At 58.3% G+C, this 22,091-nt stretch carries 25 protein-coding genes and 3 pseudogenes; 26 read left to right on the top strand and 2 right to left on the bottom strand.

What is annotated here, in order from left to right; all coding sequences use genetic code 11:
• Positions 1-7: 7 nt before the first annotated feature.
• The 15 genes and pseudogenes from ON14_RS16520 to ON14_RS08540 all read left to right on the top strand — a co-directional run.
• Positions 8-343 (top strand): annotated as a pseudogene (locus ON14_RS16520) (Rieske 2Fe-2S domain-containing protein); the annotation flags it as partial.
• A gap of 131 nt (positions 344-474) precedes the next feature.
• Positions 475-1,245, top strand: coding sequence for an SRPBCC family protein (locus ON14_RS15185; RefSeq protein ID WP_010204518.1), 771 nt, complete (start codon positions 475-477; stop codon positions 1,243-1,245).
• A gap of 79 nt (positions 1,246-1,324) precedes the next feature.
• Positions 1,325-1,843: an aromatic-ring-hydroxylating dioxygenase subunit beta gene (locus ON14_RS08595; RefSeq protein WP_010204516.1), complete on the top strand. Its 519-nt coding sequence runs from the start codon at positions 1,325-1,327 to the stop codon at positions 1,841-1,843.
• A 12-nt stretch (positions 1,844-1,855) separates the two neighbouring features.
• Positions 1,856-2,134: a hypothetical protein gene (locus ON14_RS08590; protein WP_010204515.1), complete on the top strand. Its 279-nt coding sequence runs from the start codon at positions 1,856-1,858 to the stop codon at positions 2,132-2,134.
• A complete protein-coding gene (locus ON14_RS08585) occupies positions 2,131-2,913 on the top strand; it encodes an SDR family NAD(P)-dependent oxidoreductase (RefSeq protein ID WP_010204513.1) in 783 nt (260 codons plus the stop codon). Before ON14_RS08590 ends, ON14_RS08585 begins: the two co-directional genes overlap by 4 nt.
• Before the next feature lie 86 nt (positions 2,914-2,999).
• Complete coding sequence (locus ON14_RS08580; RefSeq protein WP_010204512.1) at positions 3,000-3,584, top strand: amino acid synthesis family protein; 585 nt, start codon at positions 3,000-3,002, stop codon at positions 3,582-3,584.
• A complete protein-coding gene (locus ON14_RS08575; RefSeq protein ID WP_010204511.1) occupies positions 3,581-4,783 on the top strand; it encodes an amidohydrolase family protein in 1,203 nt (400 codons plus the stop codon). The genes ON14_RS08580 and ON14_RS08575 overlap by 4 nt, the downstream gene beginning before the upstream one ends.
• 33 nt (positions 4,784-4,816) lie before the next feature.
• A complete protein-coding gene (locus tag ON14_RS08570) occupies positions 4,817-5,023 on the top strand; it encodes a ferredoxin (protein WP_010204510.1) in 207 nt (68 codons plus the stop codon).
• Complete coding sequence (locus tag ON14_RS08565; protein WP_010204509.1) at positions 5,023-6,216, top strand: NAD(P)/FAD-dependent oxidoreductase; 1,194 nt, start codon at positions 5,023-5,025, stop codon at positions 6,214-6,216. Before ON14_RS08570 ends, ON14_RS08565 begins: the two co-directional genes overlap by 1 nt.
• Before the next feature lie 40 nt (positions 6,217-6,256).
• Entirely contained in the window at positions 6,257-7,393 is a 1,137-nt protein-coding gene (locus ON14_RS08560) for an alpha/beta hydrolase family protein (protein ID WP_010204507.1), read from the top strand.
• Between the two features lie 144 nt (positions 7,394-7,537).
• The gene (locus tag ON14_RS08555; protein ID WP_010204506.1) at positions 7,538-8,992 is read left to right on the top strand and encodes an aldehyde dehydrogenase family protein; all 1,455 of its coding nucleotides are present in this window, start codon (positions 7,538-7,540) and stop codon (positions 8,990-8,992) included.
• Between the two features lie 268 nt (positions 8,993-9,260).
• Entirely contained in the window at positions 9,261-10,037 is a 777-nt protein-coding gene (dctP, locus tag ON14_RS08550; protein WP_050993017.1) for a TRAP transporter substrate-binding protein DctP, read from the top strand.
• Positions 9,998-10,303 carry a hypothetical protein gene (locus tag ON14_RS15180; protein WP_141629976.1) on the top strand — a complete coding sequence of 102 codons (306 nt, stop codon included), beginning with the start codon at positions 9,998-10,000 and terminating at the stop codon, positions 10,301-10,303. The genes dctP and ON14_RS15180 overlap by 40 nt, the downstream gene beginning before the upstream one ends.
• The gene (locus tag ON14_RS08545) at positions 10,300-10,809 is read left to right on the top strand and encodes a TRAP transporter small permease (protein ID WP_010204505.1); all 510 of its coding nucleotides are present in this window, start codon (positions 10,300-10,302) and stop codon (positions 10,807-10,809) included. Before ON14_RS15180 ends, ON14_RS08545 begins: the two co-directional genes overlap by 4 nt.
• Positions 10,806-12,094 (top strand): annotated as a pseudogene (locus ON14_RS08540) (TRAP transporter large permease). Before ON14_RS08545 ends, ON14_RS08540 begins: the two are co-directional and overlap by 4 nt.
• A 70-nt stretch (positions 12,095-12,164) precedes the next feature.
• Here the strand turns inward: ON14_RS08540 and ON14_RS08535 are convergent.
• Positions 12,165-13,241, bottom strand: coding sequence for a LuxR C-terminal-related transcriptional regulator (locus tag ON14_RS08535; RefSeq protein ID WP_010204501.1), 1,077 nt, complete (start codon positions 13,239-13,241; stop codon positions 12,165-12,167).
• Between the two features lie 186 nt (positions 13,242-13,427).
• Between ON14_RS08535 and ON14_RS08530 the strand changes: the two genes are divergently transcribed.
• Positions 13,428-14,603 (top strand): AI-2E family transporter, encoded by a 1,176-nt coding sequence (locus ON14_RS08530; protein WP_010204499.1) that lies wholly within the window; start codon positions 13,428-13,430, stop codon positions 14,601-14,603.
• A gap of 34 nt (positions 14,604-14,637) precedes the next feature.
• Here the strand turns inward: ON14_RS08530 and ON14_RS08525 are convergent, their stop codons facing one another.
• Positions 14,638-15,888, bottom strand: a complete 1,251-nt coding sequence (locus tag ON14_RS08525) for an FAD-binding protein (RefSeq protein WP_010204497.1) — start codon at positions 15,886-15,888, stop codon at positions 14,638-14,640.
• Between the two features lie 163 nt (positions 15,889-16,051).
• Here ON14_RS08525 and ON14_RS08520 point away from each other — a divergent pair, with 163 nt between their 5' ends.
• The 10 genes and pseudogenes from ON14_RS08520 (at position 16,052) to ON14_RS08475 (ending at position 22,047) form a co-directional block, all read left to right on the top strand.
• Positions 16,052-16,528 (top strand): hypothetical protein, encoded by a 477-nt coding sequence (locus ON14_RS08520; RefSeq protein WP_010204496.1) that lies wholly within the window; start codon positions 16,052-16,054, stop codon positions 16,526-16,528.
• Positions 16,529-16,726: 198 nt separating this feature from the next.
• The gene (locus tag ON14_RS08515; RefSeq protein WP_010204494.1) at positions 16,727-17,704 is read left to right on the top strand and encodes a metal ABC transporter solute-binding protein, Zn/Mn family; all 978 of its coding nucleotides are present in this window, start codon (positions 16,727-16,729) and stop codon (positions 17,702-17,704) included.
• Positions 17,676-18,518, top strand: coding sequence for an ATP-binding cassette domain-containing protein (locus ON14_RS08510; protein ID WP_010204493.1), 843 nt, complete (start codon positions 17,676-17,678; stop codon positions 18,516-18,518). The genes ON14_RS08515 and ON14_RS08510 overlap by 29 nt, the downstream gene beginning before the upstream one ends.
• Complete coding sequence (locus ON14_RS08505; protein ID WP_010204492.1) at positions 18,515-19,420, top strand: metal ABC transporter permease; 906 nt, start codon at positions 18,515-18,517, stop codon at positions 19,418-19,420. Before ON14_RS08510 ends, ON14_RS08505 begins: the two co-directional genes overlap by 4 nt.
• Before the next feature lie 10 nt (positions 19,421-19,430).
• Positions 19,431-19,814 (top strand): Fur family transcriptional regulator, encoded by a 384-nt coding sequence (locus ON14_RS08500; protein WP_010204491.1) that lies wholly within the window; start codon positions 19,431-19,433, stop codon positions 19,812-19,814.
• Between the two features lie 165 nt (positions 19,815-19,979).
• Entirely contained in the window at positions 19,980-20,216 is a 237-nt protein-coding gene (gene rpmB / locus ON14_RS08495; protein WP_010204490.1) for a 50S ribosomal protein L28, read from the top strand.
• The gene (gene rpmG, locus ON14_RS08490) at positions 20,216-20,383 is read left to right on the top strand and encodes a 50S ribosomal protein L33 (protein WP_009773536.1); all 168 of its coding nucleotides are present in this window, start codon (positions 20,216-20,218) and stop codon (positions 20,381-20,383) included. Before rpmB ends, rpmG begins: the two co-directional genes overlap by 1 nt.
• 2 nt (positions 20,384-20,385) lie before the next feature.
• Entirely contained in the window at positions 20,386-20,691 is a 306-nt protein-coding gene (rpsN, locus tag ON14_RS08485) for a 30S ribosomal protein S14 (RefSeq protein ID WP_010204489.1), read from the top strand.
• Between the two features lie 71 nt (positions 20,692-20,762).
• Positions 20,763-21,052 (top strand): annotated as a pseudogene (locus ON14_RS08480) (HU family DNA-binding protein).
• A gap of 302 nt (positions 21,053-21,354) precedes the next feature.
• Positions 21,355-22,047: a hypothetical protein gene (locus tag ON14_RS08475; protein ID WP_141629975.1), complete on the top strand. Its 693-nt coding sequence runs from the start codon at positions 21,355-21,357 to the stop codon at positions 22,045-22,047.
• The last annotated feature ends 44 nt before the right edge of the window (positions 22,048-22,091 follow it).

Below are 22,091 nucleotides of genomic sequence, written 5' to 3'. Positions count from 1 at the left end.
GGTCATCATGACAACGCAGTCAGAGAATCCGGACATGAAAGCTCGCCTACGCGACATCCGAGACGGTATCGAGCAGGGTCGCTTTCCCGCGTATGTGTTCAACGATCAGGAGATATTCGATCTTGAGCAAGAGAAACTCTTCGGCCAAGCCTGGACGTTTCTTGCTCACGAGTCGGAGATTCCGAAGCCGGGTGACTATGTCACTCGCTACATCGGGAACAACAATCTGATTGTCGCGCGTGATGAACAGGGCGAGATCCACGCGAATCTCAACATGTGCCGTCACCGCGGAAACATGATGTGCAAATCGGAGATGGGCAACGCCTCGCACTTCCGATGCTCCTATCACGGATGGGTTTACAAGAACTCTGGTGAGCTCATCGGAGTGCCCTACCTAGCTGAAGGTTACGAAGGCAAGTTAAAGAGGAAGGACTGGGGCCTCATTAAGGCACGTGTCGAAACCTATGAGGATTGGTGTTCGGCACATTCAACGAGGACGCTTCGTCGCTCGACGAATACCTTGGTGGGTTCCAGTTCTACCTCGACCTCTATCTCAAGCAGGGCCCGAACGGCAGCGAAGTTCACGGCCCACCAGACCACTGGATCACCGAGACTGACTGGAAAATCGCAGCCGAGAACTTTGCGGGCGACGGCTACCACACGCCGGTGGCCCATCAGTTTGGGTTCAACCTTGGCTACTTCCCCTCCTCCGGCGCGACGCACAGCCAAGGCTGGGCGGCGAGCATCACGGGCAAGGGACACGGAATCGGACTCGGCCACACTCCCGGGTTTACGCCATTTGCTGGTTTTCCGGATGACCTCACCGAGGAAATCAAGAAAAGCCTGACGCCCGACCAGGTCGAAGTATTTAGCAACGCCCGAACTGCCGTGGGAACAGTGTTCCCCAACCTCTCATTCCTAATGCAGCCGTTTAGCCTGATCCCGGGCGAGACCGGTGTGCGTTTCGTCACCATGCGGCTTTACCACCCCATCGGCCCAGGCAAGTGCGAGATGTACTCGTGGTGTCTTGTGCCGAAGGATGCGTCTGATGAATATAAGGAAGCGGCGTACCAGGCGTACACGCTGACTTTCGCGCAAGCAGGAACCTTCGAGCAGGACGACTTGGAGAACTGGCTCGAGTCACTCGCATGGCAAAGTCATCGGCCGCAAAGGACATCGAGTTCCCGTACCTCATGGGAATGGAAACTCAGCGCGACGAAGACTTCCGCGGCCCCGGCCACGTAGTCAAGCCGTACGTCAACGACTCCAACTTCCGAAACCTTTGGGGCCGCTGGGCTGACTACCTCCTCGGGGAGGCTTGATCATGACTGCTCTGAGCACCGTCGATCGCTCGATTCAAGAGGACATTAAAGAATTCATCTCTCGCGAAGCATTAGCGGTCGACGAACGTCGGTTTCGCGATTGGCTCGACTTTCTCGCTGAAGACATTACCTATGACGTGCCGTTGCGTGTCGTGCGTGAAGGACTTGCCGAATGGGAGCTTTCTCCCACCGGTCGGATCTTTCAGGACAACAAGCAGACCCTAGAGGTTCGCGTTCGGCGTCTAGAAACTGACTTCGCGTGGGCAGAACAACCACCGTCACGAACACGTCACTACGTGACGAATGTTCTTATCGACGACAGCGAAAAAGCTGGTGAGTACGAGGTCACCTCCTACTGCCTGATCTACCGCAGTCGCGGCGACAGCATCGAGCCGAACTTTGTGTCGGTTTTCCGGAAGGACCTTGTGCGCCGTGTTGGCGACAGCTATCAGATTGCCCGCCGTTGGGCAGCAATCGACCAAGCAATCATCAACGCGCACAACCTGTCCATCTTCATCTGATCGGAGCACATCATGACTGAATCGAATCCTCGGCCTCAGGCGGAGAACCCCGACGAGGGCGAAGTTTTCGAGTTTCCCCAGGACGGCGGAAACGTCGGACCCATCGTCATCGCGAACGAGTTTGCAGATGTTGTCGTGCGCAAGATTTCGACCCGCAATGGTATGCGCCTCGAGTTGTGGTCTCCGCGCCGCGGAACCAGCGTGCGTTTCGACGCAGTGGCTCTCGACGTTCTCAGCTATCAAGAGCCTGAGTTCATCACTGAACTCTTGGCTCGGACCCCTGGCGCATGAGCGACTCCCTTGCCGGGATGCATATTCTCGTCACCGGTGGCGGGTCAGGTATCGCCCGTGCCGCCGCCGAACGATATGACCGTGAGGGTGCGATCGTCACGGTGCTTAACCGTTCAGCAGCCGGCGCGGACGCGGTCCGCGAAGCCTCGGGCGGCCGAATCCGCACCATCGTGGGCGACGCCACTGATCCGGCCGTGCTCACCGGTGCGGTCGAAGCTGCAGTGGATGAGAACGGCAAGTTGCACAACCTCACCTGCGGAGTAGGCGCCTTCGATAACTACTCTCGCGTAAGCGACCTCTCACCAGCAGAACTAATTGATGCTGCTGACGAGATTTGGCGCATTAATGTTCGCGCAACGCTCCTTGCCGCAAACATTGCGGTTCCGGCTCTTCGGGAAGCGTGCGGCTCGATCACACTGACGCTCTCGGAATCCGCCTTTAACGCGATCGGCGGCGGAGTTCTCTACGGCAGCTCGAAATGGGCTCTGCGCGGAATCGTCGACCACCTTGCAGCAGAACTCGCTCCCGTCATCCGAGTCAATGGGGTTGCGCCGGGAGGAACCGGTGGCACCAAGTTTGGTGGCCTCTCCTCTCTCGGGCAGACCATGACCGCCGACAAAGTTGACGGCCGAGATGAACGGATTGCCGCTGGCACATTGTTGGGTATCACTGCGATGCCGGAAGACCACAGCGGGGCCTACCGCTTTCTCGCCGATCCTGTCGATGCTCGCGTTGTCACCGGCGTCGTGATCCGCACTGACGGCGGTCGACGCCTTTAGTTCGTGCCGCTCTCGCCCGCACCAGAAACCCGCAACCTATTCGGGGGCCCGGTCCCCAAAGTTCTAACCAGAAATTGAGGAATGAAATGACTGAGAATCTGATCCAGATCCGTAAGGTGTTTTCGCAAATCGAGGAGACTCGTTCTTCTGCGGGTAACACTGATGCGGGTGGCCCGGTGCGCAAGGTCGCTGTGTGCGCCGTAATTAAGAACCCGTTTGCCGGTCAGGGATACGTTGAAGACCTCTCGGCTCTGGTCGAGGCATCAACGGAGATCGGAACGATGCTCGGGGAGCAGGCACTGCAGCTGCTCGGGGCTCCCGTCGAAAGCTACGGCAAAGCTGGCCTCGTGGGAACCTCTGGGGAGCAAGAGCACGTCAATGCCGCGCTTACCTCGATTTTCGGCAATGCCTTCCGCGAAGCAATCGGTGGAGGTGCTGCGTGGATCACTTCAGTAACGAAGCCTGCGGTCGCCGGTACCGTCATCGACGTGCCCACGGCGTACAAAGACGACGTGTGGGTTCGCTCGCACTACGACTCGATGGAAGTTCGAGTACCGGATGCTCCCCATGCCGACGAGCTCGTGGTGATTGCTGCTGTGACTAACCGTGGCCGGATTAATGCCCGTGTTGGTGGCATGTCGATCGCTGAAGCTCAGGAGAAGCACCGATGAACGGGTCGCTAGCCGTAATCGGTGCCGGAACGATTCTCTCTGGTGACTGGCGTGCGCCGATTATTGCGGATGCTGACACCATCGTTGTTCGCGATGGCAAGATTACGGCCGTCGGAATGCAGGCCAACTTGCAGGCCGAAGTCGACGCATCGAAGTACGTTGTCGACGCGGTGGGAACGACGGTTGCTCCCGGCCTAATTGATTCGCATTGCCATGTTGTTCTTGGCGATTACACGCCGCGCCAAAAGACGGTCGACTTTCTTGCGAGCTACGTTCACGGTGGAATCACCAGCGTTGTATCGCCAGGCGAGATTCACGCACCAGGTCGCCCAAGTACGGCCTCCGGGGTGAAGGCCCTCGCGATCGCCGCTAAGGAATGTTTCGACAATTTCCATCCCAACGGCATGACTGTTCATGCGGGAGCTGTGGTGTTGGAACCGACATTGCAGGAGAAGGACTTCGCTGAGCTGCAGGAGGCTGGCGTACATCTCGCAAAGTTCGGCTTCGGTCGCTACAGCGATCCGGCCGATGGCTTGGCGCAAGTGACCTGGGCTAAGCAGTACGGCATTACTGTAATGAGCCACTCGGGCGGCGCCAGCATTCCGGGCAGCAAGCCGATTACGCCAGAGCACCTGATGCTTCTTGCCCCACATGTTTGCGGCCACATTAATGGTGGACCAACTTCGCTCGCAGAAGACGGCGTTGACCGGATCATGGATGAGACGGATATGGCACTGCAGCTTGTGCAAGCGGGCAACATTCGCGCAGCCGTTCGCGTGATCAATCGGGCCGTTGAGAAAAACGTGTTTGATCGTGTGGTTATCGGTTCGGATACTCCGACGGGTACTGGCGTCATGCCGCTTGGCGTGATGAAGACGGTCGCCGAACTCTCATCACTGTCGGATGTCGATCCGGGCATGGTCTGGGCCGCAGCGACGGGCAATAACGCGAATGTGTGGGATCTCCCGGCTGGCTTCATCGCCGTGGGCCGGGCCGCCGACATCGTGGTGCTCGACGCCCCCTGGGGTTCGACCAGAGACGATGCCCTCGGGGCATTATCTGTGGGCGATATTCCCGGAATCTCTGCCGTCATCACTGGCGGTATCGTGCGCACGCTGCGCAGCCGAAACACACCTCAGGCTGCTCGCGCAGCAGAGGTCACGCCGCCGATTGAGCACCTCGAATCCCCGGGGCACTAACCGCACCGCTACCCGCACGAAAGGATGAAGTCAATGGCGTTTAAAGTTACGGTCGATCTAGACCTTTGCCAAGGCTATGCCAACTGCCTCATCGAAGCACCGGCACTTTTCGACATTGATGATGACACTAATAAGGCCATCATTCTTGGAGGAGACGAGCACGATGAAGCACTCCGAAATCAAGCTGATGCGTCAGTGCGCGGGTGTCCGGCGCGAGCCATCGTGGTCGAGGATCTCTAATGGATCGCATCGTGGTCGTCGGGGGGTCTTTGGCGGGAGTAAATGCCGCTGAGGCTCTCCGCGAGCACGGCTTCAACGGGGAGCTGACACTGGTCTCTGCTGAAGAAAGCTTGCCATATGACCGGCCACCGCTATCGAAGCAAATGCTCCTCGAGGACATGGCTCCCGAGAAACTTCTGCTGAAGCCGACTGATTGGTACGAGCAGAACGGAGTCACTGTTGCACTCGCAAATCCGGCTCGTCGTCTCGACTCGGCTACGCAACGCGTTGTTCTAGCTGACGACTCAGAGCTTGAGTACGACGGCCTGGTTCTTGCGACTGGTTCGTCGGTGCGTGAATTGTCTGTTGCGCACGGCGACCCCCGACTGCATGTACTTCATTCCATGGAGGACGCCGTCAGGTTAAGGGCAGAGTTTGCGCCGGGAAAGCACTTGGTGCTTGTCGGTGGTGGGTTTATTGGCCTCGAAGTCGCTGCCGCCGCCCGCGCGCAGGGACTCGATGTCACGGTGATTGCGCGCGGTCCGGCACCGCTCTCGCGAGTTTTCGTCGGTGACGTTGGGCAGTGGTATCAAGGTTTACACGAACGCAATGGCGTGGACGTGAGGTGCGGTAGCGCGCTCGAAGCAATTGAGTGGGGCGTCGACGGCGCTGTGGTTACCCTAAAAAATGGAAACGTAATCAAGGCAGACATCGTGGTTGCTGGTGTCGGTTCAACCCCAGCGGTGGAGTGGTTGGCCAACAGCGGGATCGAGCTTTCGAACGGTGTTGCCTGCACCCCAGATTTGAAGACGTCCCTGCCAAACGTTGTCGCGGCGGGAGACATCGTCAATTGGCGAAACCCAATTTTCGGCGAGCAGATGCGCGTTGAGCATTGGACGAACGCTGTTGATCAAGGTCGCCATGCGGCATCCACCCTTTTGGGTAACCGTGATCCTTTCGCGTCGGTTCCTTACTTTTGGACTGATCAGTTCGATACCAAGATGCGTTTCGTTGGTCGCACCACTGGGGCGGACCAGACCAACATCGAGACGATGACCGATGACAAGCTCGTCGCGACCTTTGGGCGCGATGGGGTGCTTATCGGTGCTGTCTGCATTGGTTCTCCCCGCCAGCTCGCGAAGTACAAGGTCGCGATTCAGAACCGTACACCGTGGGATGAAGCTGTCGAGGCTTCGCTCACGGCGGCACGTTAGATCACCATGAACTGCAAGAAAACACTGAAGGAGATTGAGAATGTCTACTAGCAACAACGGCGATGCACTGTCGCTAATCGAGTTGTTCCCCCAGGACGAGGATTGGTCGCTGCAGACTATGCGGTTACTCTCGCAGGTTGCGGTCGGCGGGGCGGACCTCTTTGAGTGTGCGCGCACCGCAGGCCGGATCGGCACGGAGACTACTGATCCAGAGGTCTGGCAGCGTGAATGGACTCGCACGGCGACCGACGCCGCCGCGGAGGGCGCTGCAGCACTGGAGCGTGGCGAAAACACGACTGCCCGTCGTGCATTCCACCGGTCGATGAGCTACTGGCGTCACTCGGAATTCTTCCTCGACTCGTTCGATCCTCGCCGCACGGTGGCCTACACCGAGGGTAAGAAAAACTTCCAAAAGGCAGCAGAGCTCTCGGGCGGACTGATCGAACCTATCGCCGTTCCTTTCGAGGGTCAGGAGATGGAGGGCTACATCGTGCGCCCGGATAACTCCGGCGAAGCCCGTCCAACGGTACTTTTCCTCGGCGGAGCCGACTCGTGGGCCGAAGAGCTTTACTCTCTCGGTGGAACGGAGTTCCCCGCGCGTGGCATGAACGTCGTAATGGTGGATACCCCTGGTCGCGGAAGCTCCTTGCGTTTCAAGGAAATGTACAGCCGCCCCGATTACGAGGTACCGGTTGCGGCAATCCTCGACTTCCTTGAGAAGCGTAGCGATGTCGACGCAGATCGTTTCGGTCTCGCGGGAGTGAGCTTCGGTGGATACTACGCGCCGCGAGCTGCGGCCTTCGAGCCACGCATCAAGGCTGTCGCCGCGTGGTGCGGTACGTGGAGCATTCTGACTGACTTCTACGAGTTCTACCCGCCGCTTCAGAAGCAGTTGCAGTGGTTGACGGGTTCGAAAGATGACGCTGAGGCACGCACTAAGCTCGCCGAGTTCACTCTCGACGGCATCGCCGACAAGTTGAAGATCCCTGTCTACGTGATGCACGGCACCGCCGACATCATCATGGATATCAAGGGAGCGGAACGCTTTGTTGCGGCGCTGACCTCCGACGATGTCACAGTAGATATCTATGACGGAGCTGGCTCATTGCACTGCAGCTACGACTACATGTCGGTAGCAGGAGCACGACTAGGCGACTGGTTCCTCCACCGCATCTAGAAAATGCGACCGAGGCTGTGGCGGGTACGATTGCCCGTCCCAGCCTCGCCCCGTCTGGCTGCAGGGCCAATTAAGCAGGGCTGATCTCAGTAGCGCTGGTGATTGAATCCGCAGAACTCGCTCACCCACGAAAGGTAGTTCTTGATGGATCTCACCAAGCTCACGAAACAGTACATCGGCGGCGAATGGCGTGACGGCGCCACCGGCAAGCAATTGGTCGTGACTAACCCGTTCAACAATGACGAAATCGGATCGTTCAGCATCGCCTCGAAGCAAGACATCGATGAGGCGTATGAGGCAGCTCAGGCCGCACAACCGGCGTGGGAGAAAATGACGGCCCACGCTCGCCGCGGTGTCTTCGAGAAGGCTGCTGAAATAGTGACGCGGCGTCATGACGAGATCGCGGACCTGATTATTCAGGAGGTGGGCGGCACTGCGCTGAAAGCAGCCTTCGAGATCGGATTGGTTGTAGAAGCCATCAAGGATGCGGCGACTACCGCGTTCAAGATTCATGGCAGCATCATTCCGTCACCAGTGCCAGACACGGAGAATTTCGTTTACCGCAAGGCGCTCGGTGTTGTGGGAATCATTAGTCCTTTCAACTTCCCATTCTTTCTGGGCCTCAAGCCCGTTGTAGCGGCGCTGTCGACGGGTAATGGTGTGGTCTTGAAGCCGCACGAAGAGACCCCGATAACTGGCGGAACCATCATGGCCGACATCTTTGAGGAAGCGGGTCTCCCGCCGGGTCTTTTCAACGTCACCGTCACTGAGATCCCGGAGATTGGTGATTATTTCCTAGAGCACCCGGTACCCCGTGCACACGTATTCACGGGGTCTGCTCCGGTGGGACGCCACGTTGCCGAGGTGTGCGCTCGCAATTTCAAGAAGGTCATTCTTGAACTTGGTGGTAACAACGTCTTCATCGTGCGCGAGGATGCAGACATTGACTATGCGGTGGAATCGGCTGTCTTTAGTCGTTTCACCCATCAAGGTCAGATTTGCATGTCGGCGAATAAGGTTCTCGTGCACTCAGCGGTCGCTCGAGAGTTTCGAGAGAAGTTTGTGAAAAAAGTGTCGACGCTGAAGACTGGAGATCCGGCGGATCCCGCCACGATTATCGGGCCGCTCATCAACCAGCGCGAGGTGCAGAACCTGCAGACCCGCATTGACGCCGCGCTTGCTAACGGAGCCACCGCGCTATTTCGGGGGGAAACCGTCGGTAACGTCTTGGGCCCGGTCGTGCTCGACAGCGTAACCATGACCGACGATGTGGCTCAAGAGGAACTCTTCGGCCCCGTCATTGTGTTTATGGAGTTCGAATCGGATGATCAGGCCATCGAGATCGCTAACAGCACGAACTACGGTCTCAGTGGCGCGCTTCACACCCGCGATCTTGCTCTGGGCATGAGCATCGCAAAACGCATCAACACCGGAATGATTCACATTAACGACTCGACCATTGCGGATGAGCCACTAGTGCCTTTCGGGGGTGAAAGGCACTCCGGTATGGGGCGACTGAGTGGTCAAGCAACTATCGACGAATTGACAACGCAACAGTGGATCTCGGTCAACCACGGCCAGGCTCGCTACCCCTACTAGGGGTAGCGAATAAACGATTCTACCCACTCGGGTGACGCGAGCGGCTAGTGCTCACCAATAGCCTGATTGACGAACGAACTCGATATTTGGTTGTCAATGAAGACGAACATTAGAGGTGAGAATTACCCCTCACTCAGCGTGATCGTTTTCAAAAAACCAAGCACTTCTCGAATATCGACAGCCAAGCGCCGAAAAAATTCGCTCGAACTGAGTGGACTAAGCGGCTACTCCTTCACAGACATATAGATCTCAACGATGAGGAAAACTTATGCTCAAAAATAGCTATCGATTCACGGGCCTCGCTGCTCTAGTAGCGGGCGCTCTTGTGCTCACGGGATGCACGGCAGAAGCCGGAGAGGCCTCGGGCGACGAGCCGATCACCCTCAGCTACGCATTCTTTGCGCCGGCTGCGTCGTTCCCCGCAGTGCAGATGCAAGAGTGGGCAGACCAGATCAGCGAGCGCACTGATGGGCAGGTTGAGGTCGAGCTGTTCGTCGGAGGAACCCTCCTCAGCTCTGGCGACATTTTCGACGGGGTGACCGAGGGCGTCGTGGACATCGGGTTGGACTCACCGGCCTATGACACCGGGCGCTTCCCGTTCTCCTCAGTCATGAACGTACCGATCGGGATGGACAGCGCAGAGACTTCATCGCGGACCTTCCTGCAGCTCCTCGATGAGTATGAGCCAGAAGAATTCGATGGTTATGAGGTAATAACCGCATTCACGACAGAGGCCTCGTATTTGCAGACCAAGACGGCCATCGTGTCCGAGGATGACCTCTCTGGTGTCTCCTTACGTGCTGCTGGCGCCAACGTCCCTGTGTTGGAAGAACTCGGAGCGGCACCAATCGGAATGTCGATGGCAGAAGTTTCGGAGGCGTTGAACACCGGCGTAGTCCAGGGCTACATGTCGTCACGGGAGGTCATGAAAGACTTCGGTCTCGCCGAGTCAATCGGCTATGTCTCTGACTACCCGTTTGGACCTCGAACAGCTTTGTCGCGGTCATGGATAAAGACCGCTTTGATGCTCTCCCTGAGAACGTGAAAACCGTCATCGGTGAGCTGCGCGAAGAAATGATGCTCTTCGCCTCGCAGGGCCACGACGACTCCATTCAGGCAGCGATCGACTTTGCCAAGGATGAGCATGGTGTGGAGATCGTTGACGTTGACGACGCCACACGCGCCGAATGGGATCAAATCCTCGAGGGTCAGGCTGATCAGTGGGTGAAGAAGAACGCTGACTCGTACTTCGACTCTGAAGGCGTGCTCGCTCGCATGCGTGAGCTTGCGGCTGAAAACGCCGCGCGATGAGGGATTTCCTCCCTCGCGTAATCCCGGCGATCGCGCGGACTTCCGCTGCGGTCGCCGGGGTCGCGCTCCTTATAGTTGTTGTGCTGCTGGTCAGCGCCATCATTTTGCGGCTCATGGGAACCCCGATCGCCGTAACGTACGAATTGATGGGGCTGCTTAGCGTTGCCGTTCTCGGGCTGAGCTTCGGCGATGGCCAGATCGCGAAAGCACACGTCTCAATTGACCTTCTTACTTCACGCTTCAACAAGCCGACTCAACGAGTAGTCGAAGCCGTAATAACGCTGCTTTCGATCGTCGTCTTTCTTGTCGTCATGTACGCACTGTGGGGTTACGGGTTGGCGCAGACCAAGACCGGTTCGACTACGGAGCTTCTCAAAGCTCCGACCTGGCCCTGGGTTTTCGTTCTTATGTTTGGTTTCGGTGTCGTTGTGCTCGCGCTTATCCGTGATTTCGTGCGGATTATTCAGGCGTGGATCGCCTCAACACGTCAGGAAGAGAAACGATGACCCCGATCGCCTTGGCAGTGCTCAGCATTGTTGTCCTCCTCGTCCTAATTTTTTTGCGGATGCCCATCTCGTTCTCGCTTTTGGCCGTCGGCTTGGGCGGAATGTTCCTCTTCGCTGGCCCAAACGCGGCAATGCAGCTCATCGCGTCTGACGTCTACCGACAGACGGCGTCGTACAGCATGGTGGTCATCCCCCTGTTTATTTTTATGGGCCAAGTGATCTTCAACTCCGGGATGAGCACGAACTCTTTAACTCTGCCTATAAATGGCTGGGTCACCTGCCGGGCGGGGTTGCGGCAACAACGGTTGCCGCCAGCGCAGCGTTCTCTGCGGTCTCTGGTTCTAACTCCGCAGCGACTGCCACCATGGGCGCGATCGCCATCCCGGAAATGAAACGCTACGGCTACGACAAGAAGTATGCCGGCGGTACCGTTGCCATCGGTGGAACGCTCGGCATCCTAATTCCGCCGTCGACGGCGTTGATCATCATTGCCGTGCAGTCGGAGCAGTCGATCACCACCCTCTTTCGGGCCGCGCTGTTCCCCGGTGTGCTTATCGGGGTCCTGCTGGTGCTGACCGCCCTCTTTATTGCGTGGCGAAAGCCGGAACTTGGTCCTGCTGGTCCGAAGGCGACCTGGGGCGAAAGGTTCCGATCGCTTGGCGGCGCAGTGGAGATCGTCGTGATCTTCCTGTTCGCGGTGGTGGGAATGTTCATCGGGTGGTTTACGCCGACCGAGGCCGCCGGTGTTGGAGCGGCAGGAGCGGTGCTGATCGCCGTAGCGACACGCTCTCTCACCTGGGCAGCCTTCCGACGCTCTATTACGGAGACTCTGCGGATTAGTTCGTTCGTAGTGCTGCTCGTGATTGGGGCCGTCGTATTCGGCCGCTTCCTGACGCTGACACGCATGCCGTTCGAGCTCGCGGACTCGGTTCAAGCGCTGCCTGTTGCACCCGTAGTGGTGCTTTTGATTGTCATTGTGATCTACCTTCTTGGTGGAGCGCTCATGGACGGTCTGGGATTCTTAGTCATTAGCATCCCGTTGTTTTTCCCGCTGCTATCGGCCCTCGGGTACGACCTGGTGTGGTCGACAATTATTGTGACGCTTGTGACGACGCTGGGGGCCGTTACCCCGCCCATTGGGGTGAATGCGTTCATTGTGACGGGGATCGATCCAGACATTTCGATCATCGACACGTTCCGCGGCGTTGCACCATACTTCGTCACTTACGCAGCGGCAATCACCGCGTTTATCGTGTGGCCTGATCTGATTCTGTTTGCTGCGTGACGGTGGCCCGGGCTCTCATCGGCCCGGGCTCCGCTAGCGGCACGAGACCTCCCACGGGGTCTCGAACTGCTCAGGCTCGGGGGTCAGCGTGACCTGAGGTCCAGATGAGTTGAATGAGTTCAGCGCGTGAACTTACGCCAGTCTTGACGAAGATGCGCTTCAGATGTTGCTTAGTCGTGTTCTCGCTGATGAACGCGCGAACGGAAATTTGCTTGGTGGTGAGACCCTCGCTGACGAGTTGGGCGATCTCTTGCTCGCGGCGCGTGAGTACGTCCCACACCGGAAGCTGTCTGGCCGCTGGGCCGTCAGCGTAGGGAAAGATTAGCGAGACCGCGGTGTCTTCGCTGTCAGCGAGCCGGTAGGACTTCATGACGGCACGCCGGTTCAGCGTTTTGTCTTCCAAATCGCGCACGGATACTCGTTTTCCCAATCCACGAAATTCGCTCATCGCTGTAAAAATCGCGTCGGCGGTGGCGCCGGGAAGGGGCGAACCCTCGATATCTACTTCGACGCCCCAATCGTGGCGTGCTGTGCGGTTTTGGTAGAGCACCTGGCCTTCGAGATTTGTCACGATTACTGCTTGACCCAATCGGTCAAGCGTTCGCTCCAAGGTCGACACTCGACGACCGGTTGTCTCGTGGCGCAGCGCTCGTTCCAAGGCGATTGCCAGCTGTTCACTGACGAGGCTCGCTGTCTGGAGTTCGGCGGAAGAAAATGCGGGGAATTCTTCCGGGCGGGCAAGGTTAATCGTTCCGAAGAAAACGCCAGAAACGACGACCGGCGCTTCTAAGGAGTGGGCAAGGCCGCGAAAGCGGAGGGCCTTGCGAGCACCGGATGATTCCCACTCGTCATTGGCGTCGAGACGAGACGAGTCAACAGGGCGGCCCTGCTTCAGCACGAACTGCAGAACGGGATCATCTTGCCGCCCGAACTCTTCGTATCGATCGAGCCAGTCACCGCGCAGATTTGATCGGGAGCTGATCACCGAATGGCTCGCGGTGTCTAGCTCATAAACGCCGTGTGCCGCCGCAGGAATCACGTTGCCTACCGTCTTGAGGTAGGCAGTAATAACCTCATCGGTAGTCACGGCAGAATGAAGCGCGTCAGAGTACTGTCTGTATCGGGTATCCACGATTTCGTGAGTCATGATGCCAGTTACCTGAGCCCTTCATCCACTGCTTCGTGGCGTTGGGTGGGGCTTCGTTGAGCACCCCAGCGTGACCCAAGACACTACCAGCTAGGCGCTAGGCCGACCCTACCAATCGGCGACACGACACGTCTTGTTTTGCAAAGTTAACACAAGGAAGACGGCGGCCAGGGTTAGTCTGGCCAGATGAGTGCGTCGACTAATTCGCCTGTTTCTGGTTCCTCTTCTTCTCCGTCGACTGAACGTGTCGGCCTGCGTGAGATTTGGACCGATCGCTTGGGCACGTGGTCGACGCGCGCCCTTCAAGTGCTGCTTCTGTTGACGCTGGCCTCAGTGACGATTTTCGGTCTCACTCAGCTCAAACTTGTAGTGATCCCTGTTCTCATTGCGTTGATTCTCGCTGCCGCCGCTAGTCCCTTAGTTATGTGGGTGCGACGGCGCGGGGCGGGCCGGATGCTTGCCGCCTGGAGCACACTGCTCGGTGGCATTGTCGTGTTTGGTGGCCTCGTAACGGCAATTGTTTTCGCTGTGCGCGGGCAGTGGTCAGAGCTCGCGACATCAGCGACCGACGGCTTCGATCAGCTCAAGAATTTCGCGCTCGATGGGCCATTCCCGATCGATCAGGACGCGCTTGACGAGGCGTGGAACGCAGCTCTCGACTTCTTTACCAGCGCGTCGTTCGGACTGGGGGCGATTCAAGGAGTTTCCGCCGCGGCACAAATTGTTACCGGTTTGCTTCTTGGCGTTGTCATTCTGTTCTTCTTCCTCAAAGACGGCGATCAGATTTGGGAGTTCTTCTTGCGTCCTCTGCACGGCATTCGCCGTGCGCGCGGCCACCGAATCGGACTAACGGCGGTGCGCACCCTCGGTGGCTATGTGCGGGGAACGGCGATTGTTGCCGCGGTCGACGCCATCGGTATCGGTGGTGGTTTGCTGATTCTTCAGGTTCCGCTCGCCCTACCGCTAGCCGTCATCGTGTTCTTGGGCGCGTTTATCCCGCTCGTTGGGGCGACAGTCGCGGGAATTCTGGCTGCTCTTGTCGCGCTCGTAACAAATGGCTGGGTTGTTGCCCTGATCGTTTTGGGCATTGTGGTGCTCGTCAACCAGCTGGAGGGCAACCTTCTTCAGCCCGTAGTGATGGCGCAATCGTTGAGCATTCACCCGCTCGTTATTTTGGTGGCTTTGACGGTGGGAACAGTGCTGGGCGGAATCGTGGGTGCGGTTCTCTCGGTGCCGATCGCGGCGGTGGGCTGGGCGATCATGAAAACATGGAACGAAAAAGGTGATGTGCCCGACGTAATTGCCGATGATGCAGCCGAGGTTGGCGAGCCGGAGAAGGCCGACCAACCAATCTCGGAGTGACCGGACGGAGCATCCAACTCAGGCCGATGACTCATTAGCGCCCGAGGCTGCGTTCTAGGAACGGATTCCAGAACTTACCCGTCGGGTCGTAGTCACTCTGCAGTGTGAGAAAGTCGCCGCTGCGGGAGAAGCGTTCGCGGATCACATCGGCGCCATAGTGAAAGAGTTTTCCCCAGTGCTGCCGTGCTGCGAATGGGGCGAGAGCCTTCTCGATCACCGGCAGTAGTGCCGCAACCTCGACCGGATGTTTCGCCCACGTGAAGCCGATGCAGAGCACATCGCGTTCGTAGGCGGGGCTCATCCAGAGCGAGTCAGCAGCAGCGGTGCGGATCTCCGAGATCAGCAGGTGGGGTGAGATTTGGGCGCCGAGAGTTCTCAGCACTTCCACGGCAGCGACTCCGTCTTCGCGTGCGACGTAGTACTCGCTTTGCAACTCGTCGCCGCCGTTAGAGGGCTGACCGTCAAGCCGAAAGTGCGGCATCCGCTCTGACCACGGGCCGGGCACGCTCGCGCGTTGATTCACATTTTCGGGGGCGAGCTCATCAGAGTCGTCGTACCAGACACCGCCGAACAGGGTGGGGGCAAGGTCGACATCATCGCCGTTGTCGAGTCGAGTCTTCAGCCAAATCTGCAGGACGGTGGGACTCGCGAAGTCGGCGAGAAGGCTGACGCTGTAGGCGCTGGCCATGACCTCATCTAGTTGCTCAAGCACGGTCTCCCACGGCGCGAAACGGTAGACATCTTGGCGCACGCGGTACGTCGGTTCGATATCGAGGGTGACGCGCGAGATTATTCCGAACGCGCCGAGACCAACGGCAATAGCGGGGAGGTGATCGCTGGTGCGGTCAATCGTGACGAGTGTGCCGTCTGCCGTCACGAGTTCCACGGCAGCGATGGCGGTCGAGAGGATGCCGTTGCCATCGCCGGAGCCATGTGTGCCTGTTGCGGTCGCGCCAGCCACCGAGATGTGCGGCAGCGACCCGGTGTTCTGGAGGGCGAAGCCGTGTTTTTCGAGTTCATTGATCAGGATGCCGAAGCTGGTGCCGCCGGTAACGCTGACGGCCATTGCTGCGGGGTCAATCCTGATCTCCGGAGCAATGTTCGCGAGCGAGATGAGGGCGCCGGGGGTGTCGACGATGTCGGTAAAGGAGTGCCGGGTGCCGAGCGCTCGCACACGGGGCCAGCGCGCGACGAGGTCTTGAAGCTCGTGGACATCCTTCGGCTGCAGTATCGCCTCGGCGCTGTAGGTCAGGTTGCCGGCCCAGTTCTCACGATGTGTCGACATGACTCTCCCTATATGGCGAAACCTTCATGATTGAACGGTGCCGCGCGATACTTGTTGCGCTCAATCGTAATGAGGAGCCGGCTGTGCTGGCGGAGAGCGGATGTTCTCAAGCCTGCACTCCGAGAAACACTGGCATATCCTCAAAATGAAATAAGGTCAGTATATGAAAATCCAGAAACTCGCGGCTTCAGCAGTCTCAGCAGCCCTCCTCGTACTCCTGTCGGGCTGCACAAGCTGGATTCCGTATCCAGAACCAACCGTGCTGGAGACTTCTCCGCCCCGGGTAACGGCCCTGTCTGTAACTTCGGCTGAGTACATCGCTAAGAATTTCCGCTGGGACGAGCTTTCCGTCACGAATCCAGAAGACCTGACAGCAACATACTGCGGAGGTAATTTCTTCGTCGGAGACTGCAAGCAGTTTTACAGCTCAGACGAGGTGGTAATCATCACCTATGAGACTCCGGCCGACAACGCGACATTGCTGGCAGAAATCGAAGCGAGCGATCTGACGCTCGAGGAACAGGGCTATCACTTTTCCCCTGATGGGGCCATCGTGCTCTCGACGGGCGGGCGTGGGCTATCAACGGAGCTCCAGGCTAAATACGCGGAGTCTCTTGAGCGTCTGATCGCCCAGTTCTAACGGCACGCGCTCGAATGTCGAAAATCTAGACCGGAGTGGCTTTCACGCCCGGTCTGGATTTTCGTGGGTAGCGGTCATGACTACCGTTCCAGCGGTTATTGGTTGTGGGTTTTGTCGGGGAGTCCGGGAGTGTTCCTGTATGCTGTTGATAACGAATCTCATTACCACTACCGGCTTCGGCCTTAGAAGGACATTTAGATGTCTCGCTTTACCCGCACCAACACCCACTCGCGCACTCTCACGACGGGAGCTTTGCTCGCCGTTTCTGCGCTCACTCTCGCTGGTTGCTCAGCACCCACGACGGTCGAAGATGACGGAACGATCAACGTCGTCGCCTCAACAAGCGTGTACGGCGATCTTGTCTCGATCCTTGGTGGCGACGCCGTGACCGTCACCAGCCTGATCGACAATGCTGCCCAAGACCCCCACAGCTACGAAAGCTCAGCGCGCGATCAACTCGCGGTCTCGCGCGCCGATCTCGTCGTCCTCAACGGCGGCGGTTATGACCCGTTCGCTGAAGCGCTCTACGAATCGTCCGGTGCATCCGCCGTTCTCGTTACGGCGGTCGATGCTTCAGGACTGCTCGACGACGACGCCGAACATGATCATGATGATGATCACACCACCGACGACGGCCACGATCACATCGAAGGCTTCAACGAACACGTCTGGTACAGCTTTCACGCGATGGAGCACATCGCTGAGCACCTCTCCGACGAACTAACCGACCTCGAGCCATCGCTGAGTGACGAATTCGATGCGAATCTCTCCGCCTTCTTGGGCGACCTCGACGGCCTAGAAACTCAAGCAACTCAAATTTCTGAACTCGCAGCTGATCGCGGCGCCGCTGTCACGGAACCCGTTGCCGTTTACCTGCTTGAGGCTGTCGGCCTGAACAACATCACCCCCACCGACTTCACTGAGGCCATTGAAGAGGGCAGTGATGTTCCGCCGACAGCACTCCGAGACGTTCTCGAACTGATCGAATCGGGCAAGGCCGCGCTGCTGGCCTACAACGAACAGACAGCGAGCCCCGAAACTGAGCGGGTGCGCCTGACTGCCGCTGAACAGGGTGTGCCTGTGGTGTCATTTACCGAGACGTTGCCCGAAGGGTCGCACTACGTCGAATGGATGTCGACAAACCTAGATGCTCTCGCAGCCGCTCTTGCCGAATGAATCGGGTAACGGCGTGACCGCCGCACCAGTGCTGAGCATCCGCGACGGCGCTCTCGGTTTTGGCAATCGCACGCTGTGGTCTGGCCTGAATCTTGATGTTGCACCCGGCGAGTTTGTGGCCGTGCTTGGCTCGAATGGTTCGGGCAAGTCGAGTCTGCTGAAAGCGATCTTGGGCCAGCAGAAGCTGGATTCCGGCACACTCGCGGTGGCCGGGCATCCGGTTCGTCGGGGAGATCGGTGCATCGGGTACATCCCGCAGCAGAAGATTGCGGCGCCAGGCACTCCCCTGCGTGGCCGCGACCTAGTGACGCTCGGGGTAAACGGGCACCGTTTTGGTGTGCCGACTCTCCCCCACAGCGTCAGGGTGCGGGTCGACGCGTTGATCGCTGATGTTGGTGCGAGCGACTATGCCAGCCAGCCCCTCGGGTCACTTTCGGGCGGTGAGCAACAGCGTTTGCGGGTTGCTCAGTCGTTGGCGGATGACCCGGTGCTGTTGCTCTGCGACGAACCTCTACTGAGCCTCGATTTGCAGCACCAGCGCGGGGTTTCTGAGCTGATCGATCGGCGCCGACGCGAGCACAATACTGCGGTGGTATTTGTGACTCACGATGTGAACCCGGTGCTGGGCATGGTCGACCGCATCCTGTATTTGGCTGGCGGAAAGTTCATGATCGGCACGCCGGATGAGGTGCTGCGCAGCGATGTGCTCACCGCGCTCTATGGCACCCCGGTCGAGGTTGTGCGTGTCGGCGGCCGCGTAATTGTTGCGGGCACCCCGCACGGCGATCACCACCATGACGAGGAGATCGCATGACTTTCGACGATTTCTGGAGCCAGATCGCAGGGTTCAATGACTACGGCGAATTATTGACCCTTGTGCGCTTCTCGCTCATTGCTGCCGCAGTGCTGGGCATTGCTGGGGGTCTCATTGGTGTGTTTGTGATGCAGCGCGACATGGCATTTGCGGTGCACGGCATCAGTGAGTTGTCGTTTGCTGGCGCTGCGGCTGCGCTGTTGTTTGGTGTCAACGTGGTGGCGGGTTCCATCGCCGGCTCCCTCATTGCCGCCATATTGATCGGGATGCTCGGGGCTAAGGCTCGCGACCGGAACTCGATTATTGGCGTGCTCATGCCGTTCGGTATGGGGTTGGGCATCCTGTTTTTGGCGCTCTACCCGGGACGCAGCGGTAACAAGTTCGGGCTCCTCACCGGTCAAATTATTTCGGTGGATGGTGAACAGCTCGGCCTGTTGATCGGCATCAGCGTTGTCGTGCTGGTTGCGTTGTTTTTTGTGTGGCGTCCGCTCACGTTCGACAGTCTCGACCCTGAGGTCGCTGCGGCACGCGGTGTGCCCTCGCGATTGCTTTCGCTCGGCTTCATGGTGTTGCTCGGGCTTATGGTCGCGGTTGCGGTGCAAATTATTGGTGCGCTGCTCGTGATGGCGCTGCTCGTGACTCCGGCGGCGGCTGCGATGCGCGTCTCGTCATCGCCCAGAATGGTTCCCGTACTCAGCATGATCTTTGGCTTTGTGGCGGCGACGGGCGGAGTCTTGCTCGCCCTCGGTGGCTCCTTGCCGATTAGTCCTTACATCACCACGATTTCGTTCGTGATCTACCTGGTGTGCCGGGTTATTGGTGCGCGGCGGGGCCGTGGCCGTTCCGGAGGCCGAGCATCCGCGGCGCCGTTGACGGCTGTCAGCACGGTTGGCAAAAGTTAGAATGGCAACTATGAAACGCAACACATGGCAGCGCGAAGCGGTGCGGGATGCTCTGACTGAGTCAGAGGGTTTCGTGAGCGCCCAAGCACTGCATGGTGCGTTGCGCGATGCCGGTAGTTCTATTGGCTTGGCGACGGTCTATCGCGCCCTGGCCGACCTGGCCGGCGCCGGTGATGCCGACTCGCTACAGCAAGACGGCGAAAGCCTGTTTCGGGCCTGCACGCCCGACTCGCACCATCATCATCTGATCTGCCGTGAGTGCGGCACCACCGTTGAAATCAAGGCGGATGCCGTAGAACAGTGGGCCAAAAGTGTGGCCGCCGAGCATGGTTTTACTCAGCCGCACCACATCGTGGATGTTTTCGGGTTGTGCCCGACGTGCTCTAGCACGTAACATATACCGTTGATCGAGTGGTTTCTTCCACTCTCGCACTCACATCCCACACTGATTGAGGCAGCGGTTTCACAATCGCAGCTCTGAGAAGAATGCAGTGTGTGTGCCGACAAGTGATCTTGGGTAAGGCTTAGTCCTTACGGTAACTAGAACAGGAGTATGACCATGGCAGCAACCTGCCAAGTGACCGGCGCCATTCCCGGCTTCGGACACGCTATCTCGCACTCGCACCGTCGCACGAAGCGTCGTTTCGATCCAAACATCCAGAAGAAGACGTACTACGTACCGTCGCTTCGCCGCAAGGTAACCCTTCAGTTGTCCGCAAAGGGCATCAAGGTAATTGACGCCCGTGGCATCGAATCCGTTGTCAAGGACCTCCTTGCACGTGGGGAGAAAATCTAATGGCAAAGGCACAGGACGTACGTCCGATCATCAAGCTTCGTTCAACTGCTGGAACGGGCTACACCTATGTGACACGCAAGAACCGTCGCAACAACCCCGACCGCCTCGTACTGAAGAAGTACGACCCAGTGGTTCGCAAGCACGTTGAATTCCGCGAGGAGCGCTAAACATGGCTAAGAAGAGCAAGATTGCAAAGAACGAACAGCGCAAGGTCATCGTTGCGCGTTACGCCACACGTCGTCTCGAGCTGAAGAAGGCTCTCGTCGACCCAGCAGGAACTGACGAGTCACGCGAGGCTGCACGCCTCGGACTTCAGAAGCTTCCCCGCGATGCTTCGCCGATCCGCGTACGCGGTCGCGACGCCATCGATGGACGTCCCCGTGGATACCTCAGCCAGTTTGGTGTTTCCCGTGTTCGCTTCCGTGAAATGGCTCACCGGGGCGAGTTGCCCGGAATTACCAAGTCAAGCTGGTAGATTCCAAGCGGTTCCGACGTTTTCTAACGTTCGGGAACAACTAACTGCACAACGTCCCGAGGAGGACCACTATGGCTGACAAGTCGCTAAACCGTACTGAATTCGTAGCGGCGGTTGCCGCACAGTCTGGCCAAAGCCAGGCTGCCGTATCCGGCGTCGTAGACGCTTTCTTCGCCGTGCTGTCCGAATCGGTCGGCAACGGAGTTAAGGTTTCGATCCCAGGTTGGATGGCTGCAGAGCAGACATTCCGCGAGGCTCGTACCGGCCGCAACCCGCAGACGGGTGAAGCAATCCAGTCAAGGCCAGCAATGGCGTAAAGCTCAGCGCAGGCAGCAAGCTCAAGGCAGCAGCCAAGGGCTAAGCAGTAACTTTAAAAAGGGCGACATCCTTCGGGATGTCGCCCTTTTTTGTTGTGCCCGTACTCGACCTTGTTTGAACATTCGTGCCGGTTGCTGGCCGTGTTGGGCCGAGCACAAGAAGGGCCTCGTCAGCGGTCCGCTTTTATTCGACGAATGCACAAATTCTGGGCATAAGGCGAAGTGGGTCGTGGCGAGCAAGACTTTTTGGTTTAGGCGCACGCAACGGCTCCGGGCTCGGGTTACAGATCCACAGCTCGATCGATCTGATGCTTATGAGCGGGCTAGACCCACAACTGTGCAGCTCATGCTGCTGCTTCCTTTTCTCGTTCTCCTGCCGGCTCTCGTTGCACTCTTTGCGTTCGCGTCGTTCTCGCCGCTGTACCGGCTGGTGATGCTGTTGCTCACGGTAGGGCTGCTGTGTGTGATCCCGTTCCTTGTGAGCTTGTGGACGAATGCTGTTCCCAACAAGATTCGGATAGCAACATCGACACCTCTTCGTTTCGTTTCGAAGGCTCGTACCTGGATTTTTCCCATCCTGGGAACGCTCCTGATCGCTCTTTCCGGTGCGGTGATTGTGTGGGCGCAATATGCCCGAAACGTTGAACCGATCTCGCTAGCCATCGGCGGGCGGGTAGGAGGCTGGACCTTGTTGGTAGGCGGTGGGGCAGCTCTCGTCTATCTGCTCAGAAAGTTTCGTATTCCGCGAGGTCTTGGACTGAGCCAAGAGGGGCTGCGCTGGTGGCGAGGCGCAGAAGAGATCTTTCTGCCCTGGGGTCAGTTGGTCGAGGTGCGGTTCGGTGCCGGGGCCGCCGGTACTGCGAAGATCGCTCAGATCGTCGAACGAGACGAGAACCTGCACGATGTCGCGCCGCTCCTCGTCGGCTCCGACCCGAGCGTCGTCGCGGAAGTCATCCACTTCTTTCTCACGAACCCGAATCGTCGTGAAGCGTTGACCGAGCCACAAACCGCGCTCGCTCTCGTCGCCGAACCCTGTTAAGTACCGTTTCAAGAAAGCTAAGGTGGGTGTCCTCCCATTTAGCG

The sequence above is a fragment of the Salinibacterium sp. PAMC 21357 genome (genome assembly GCF_000247645.1).
GTDB lineage: Bacteria > Actinomycetota > Actinomycetes > Actinomycetales > Microbacteriaceae > Rhodoglobus.
Note: the sequence above shows the minus strand (reverse complement) of the source record. Positions and strands in the feature narration are given on the sequence as shown.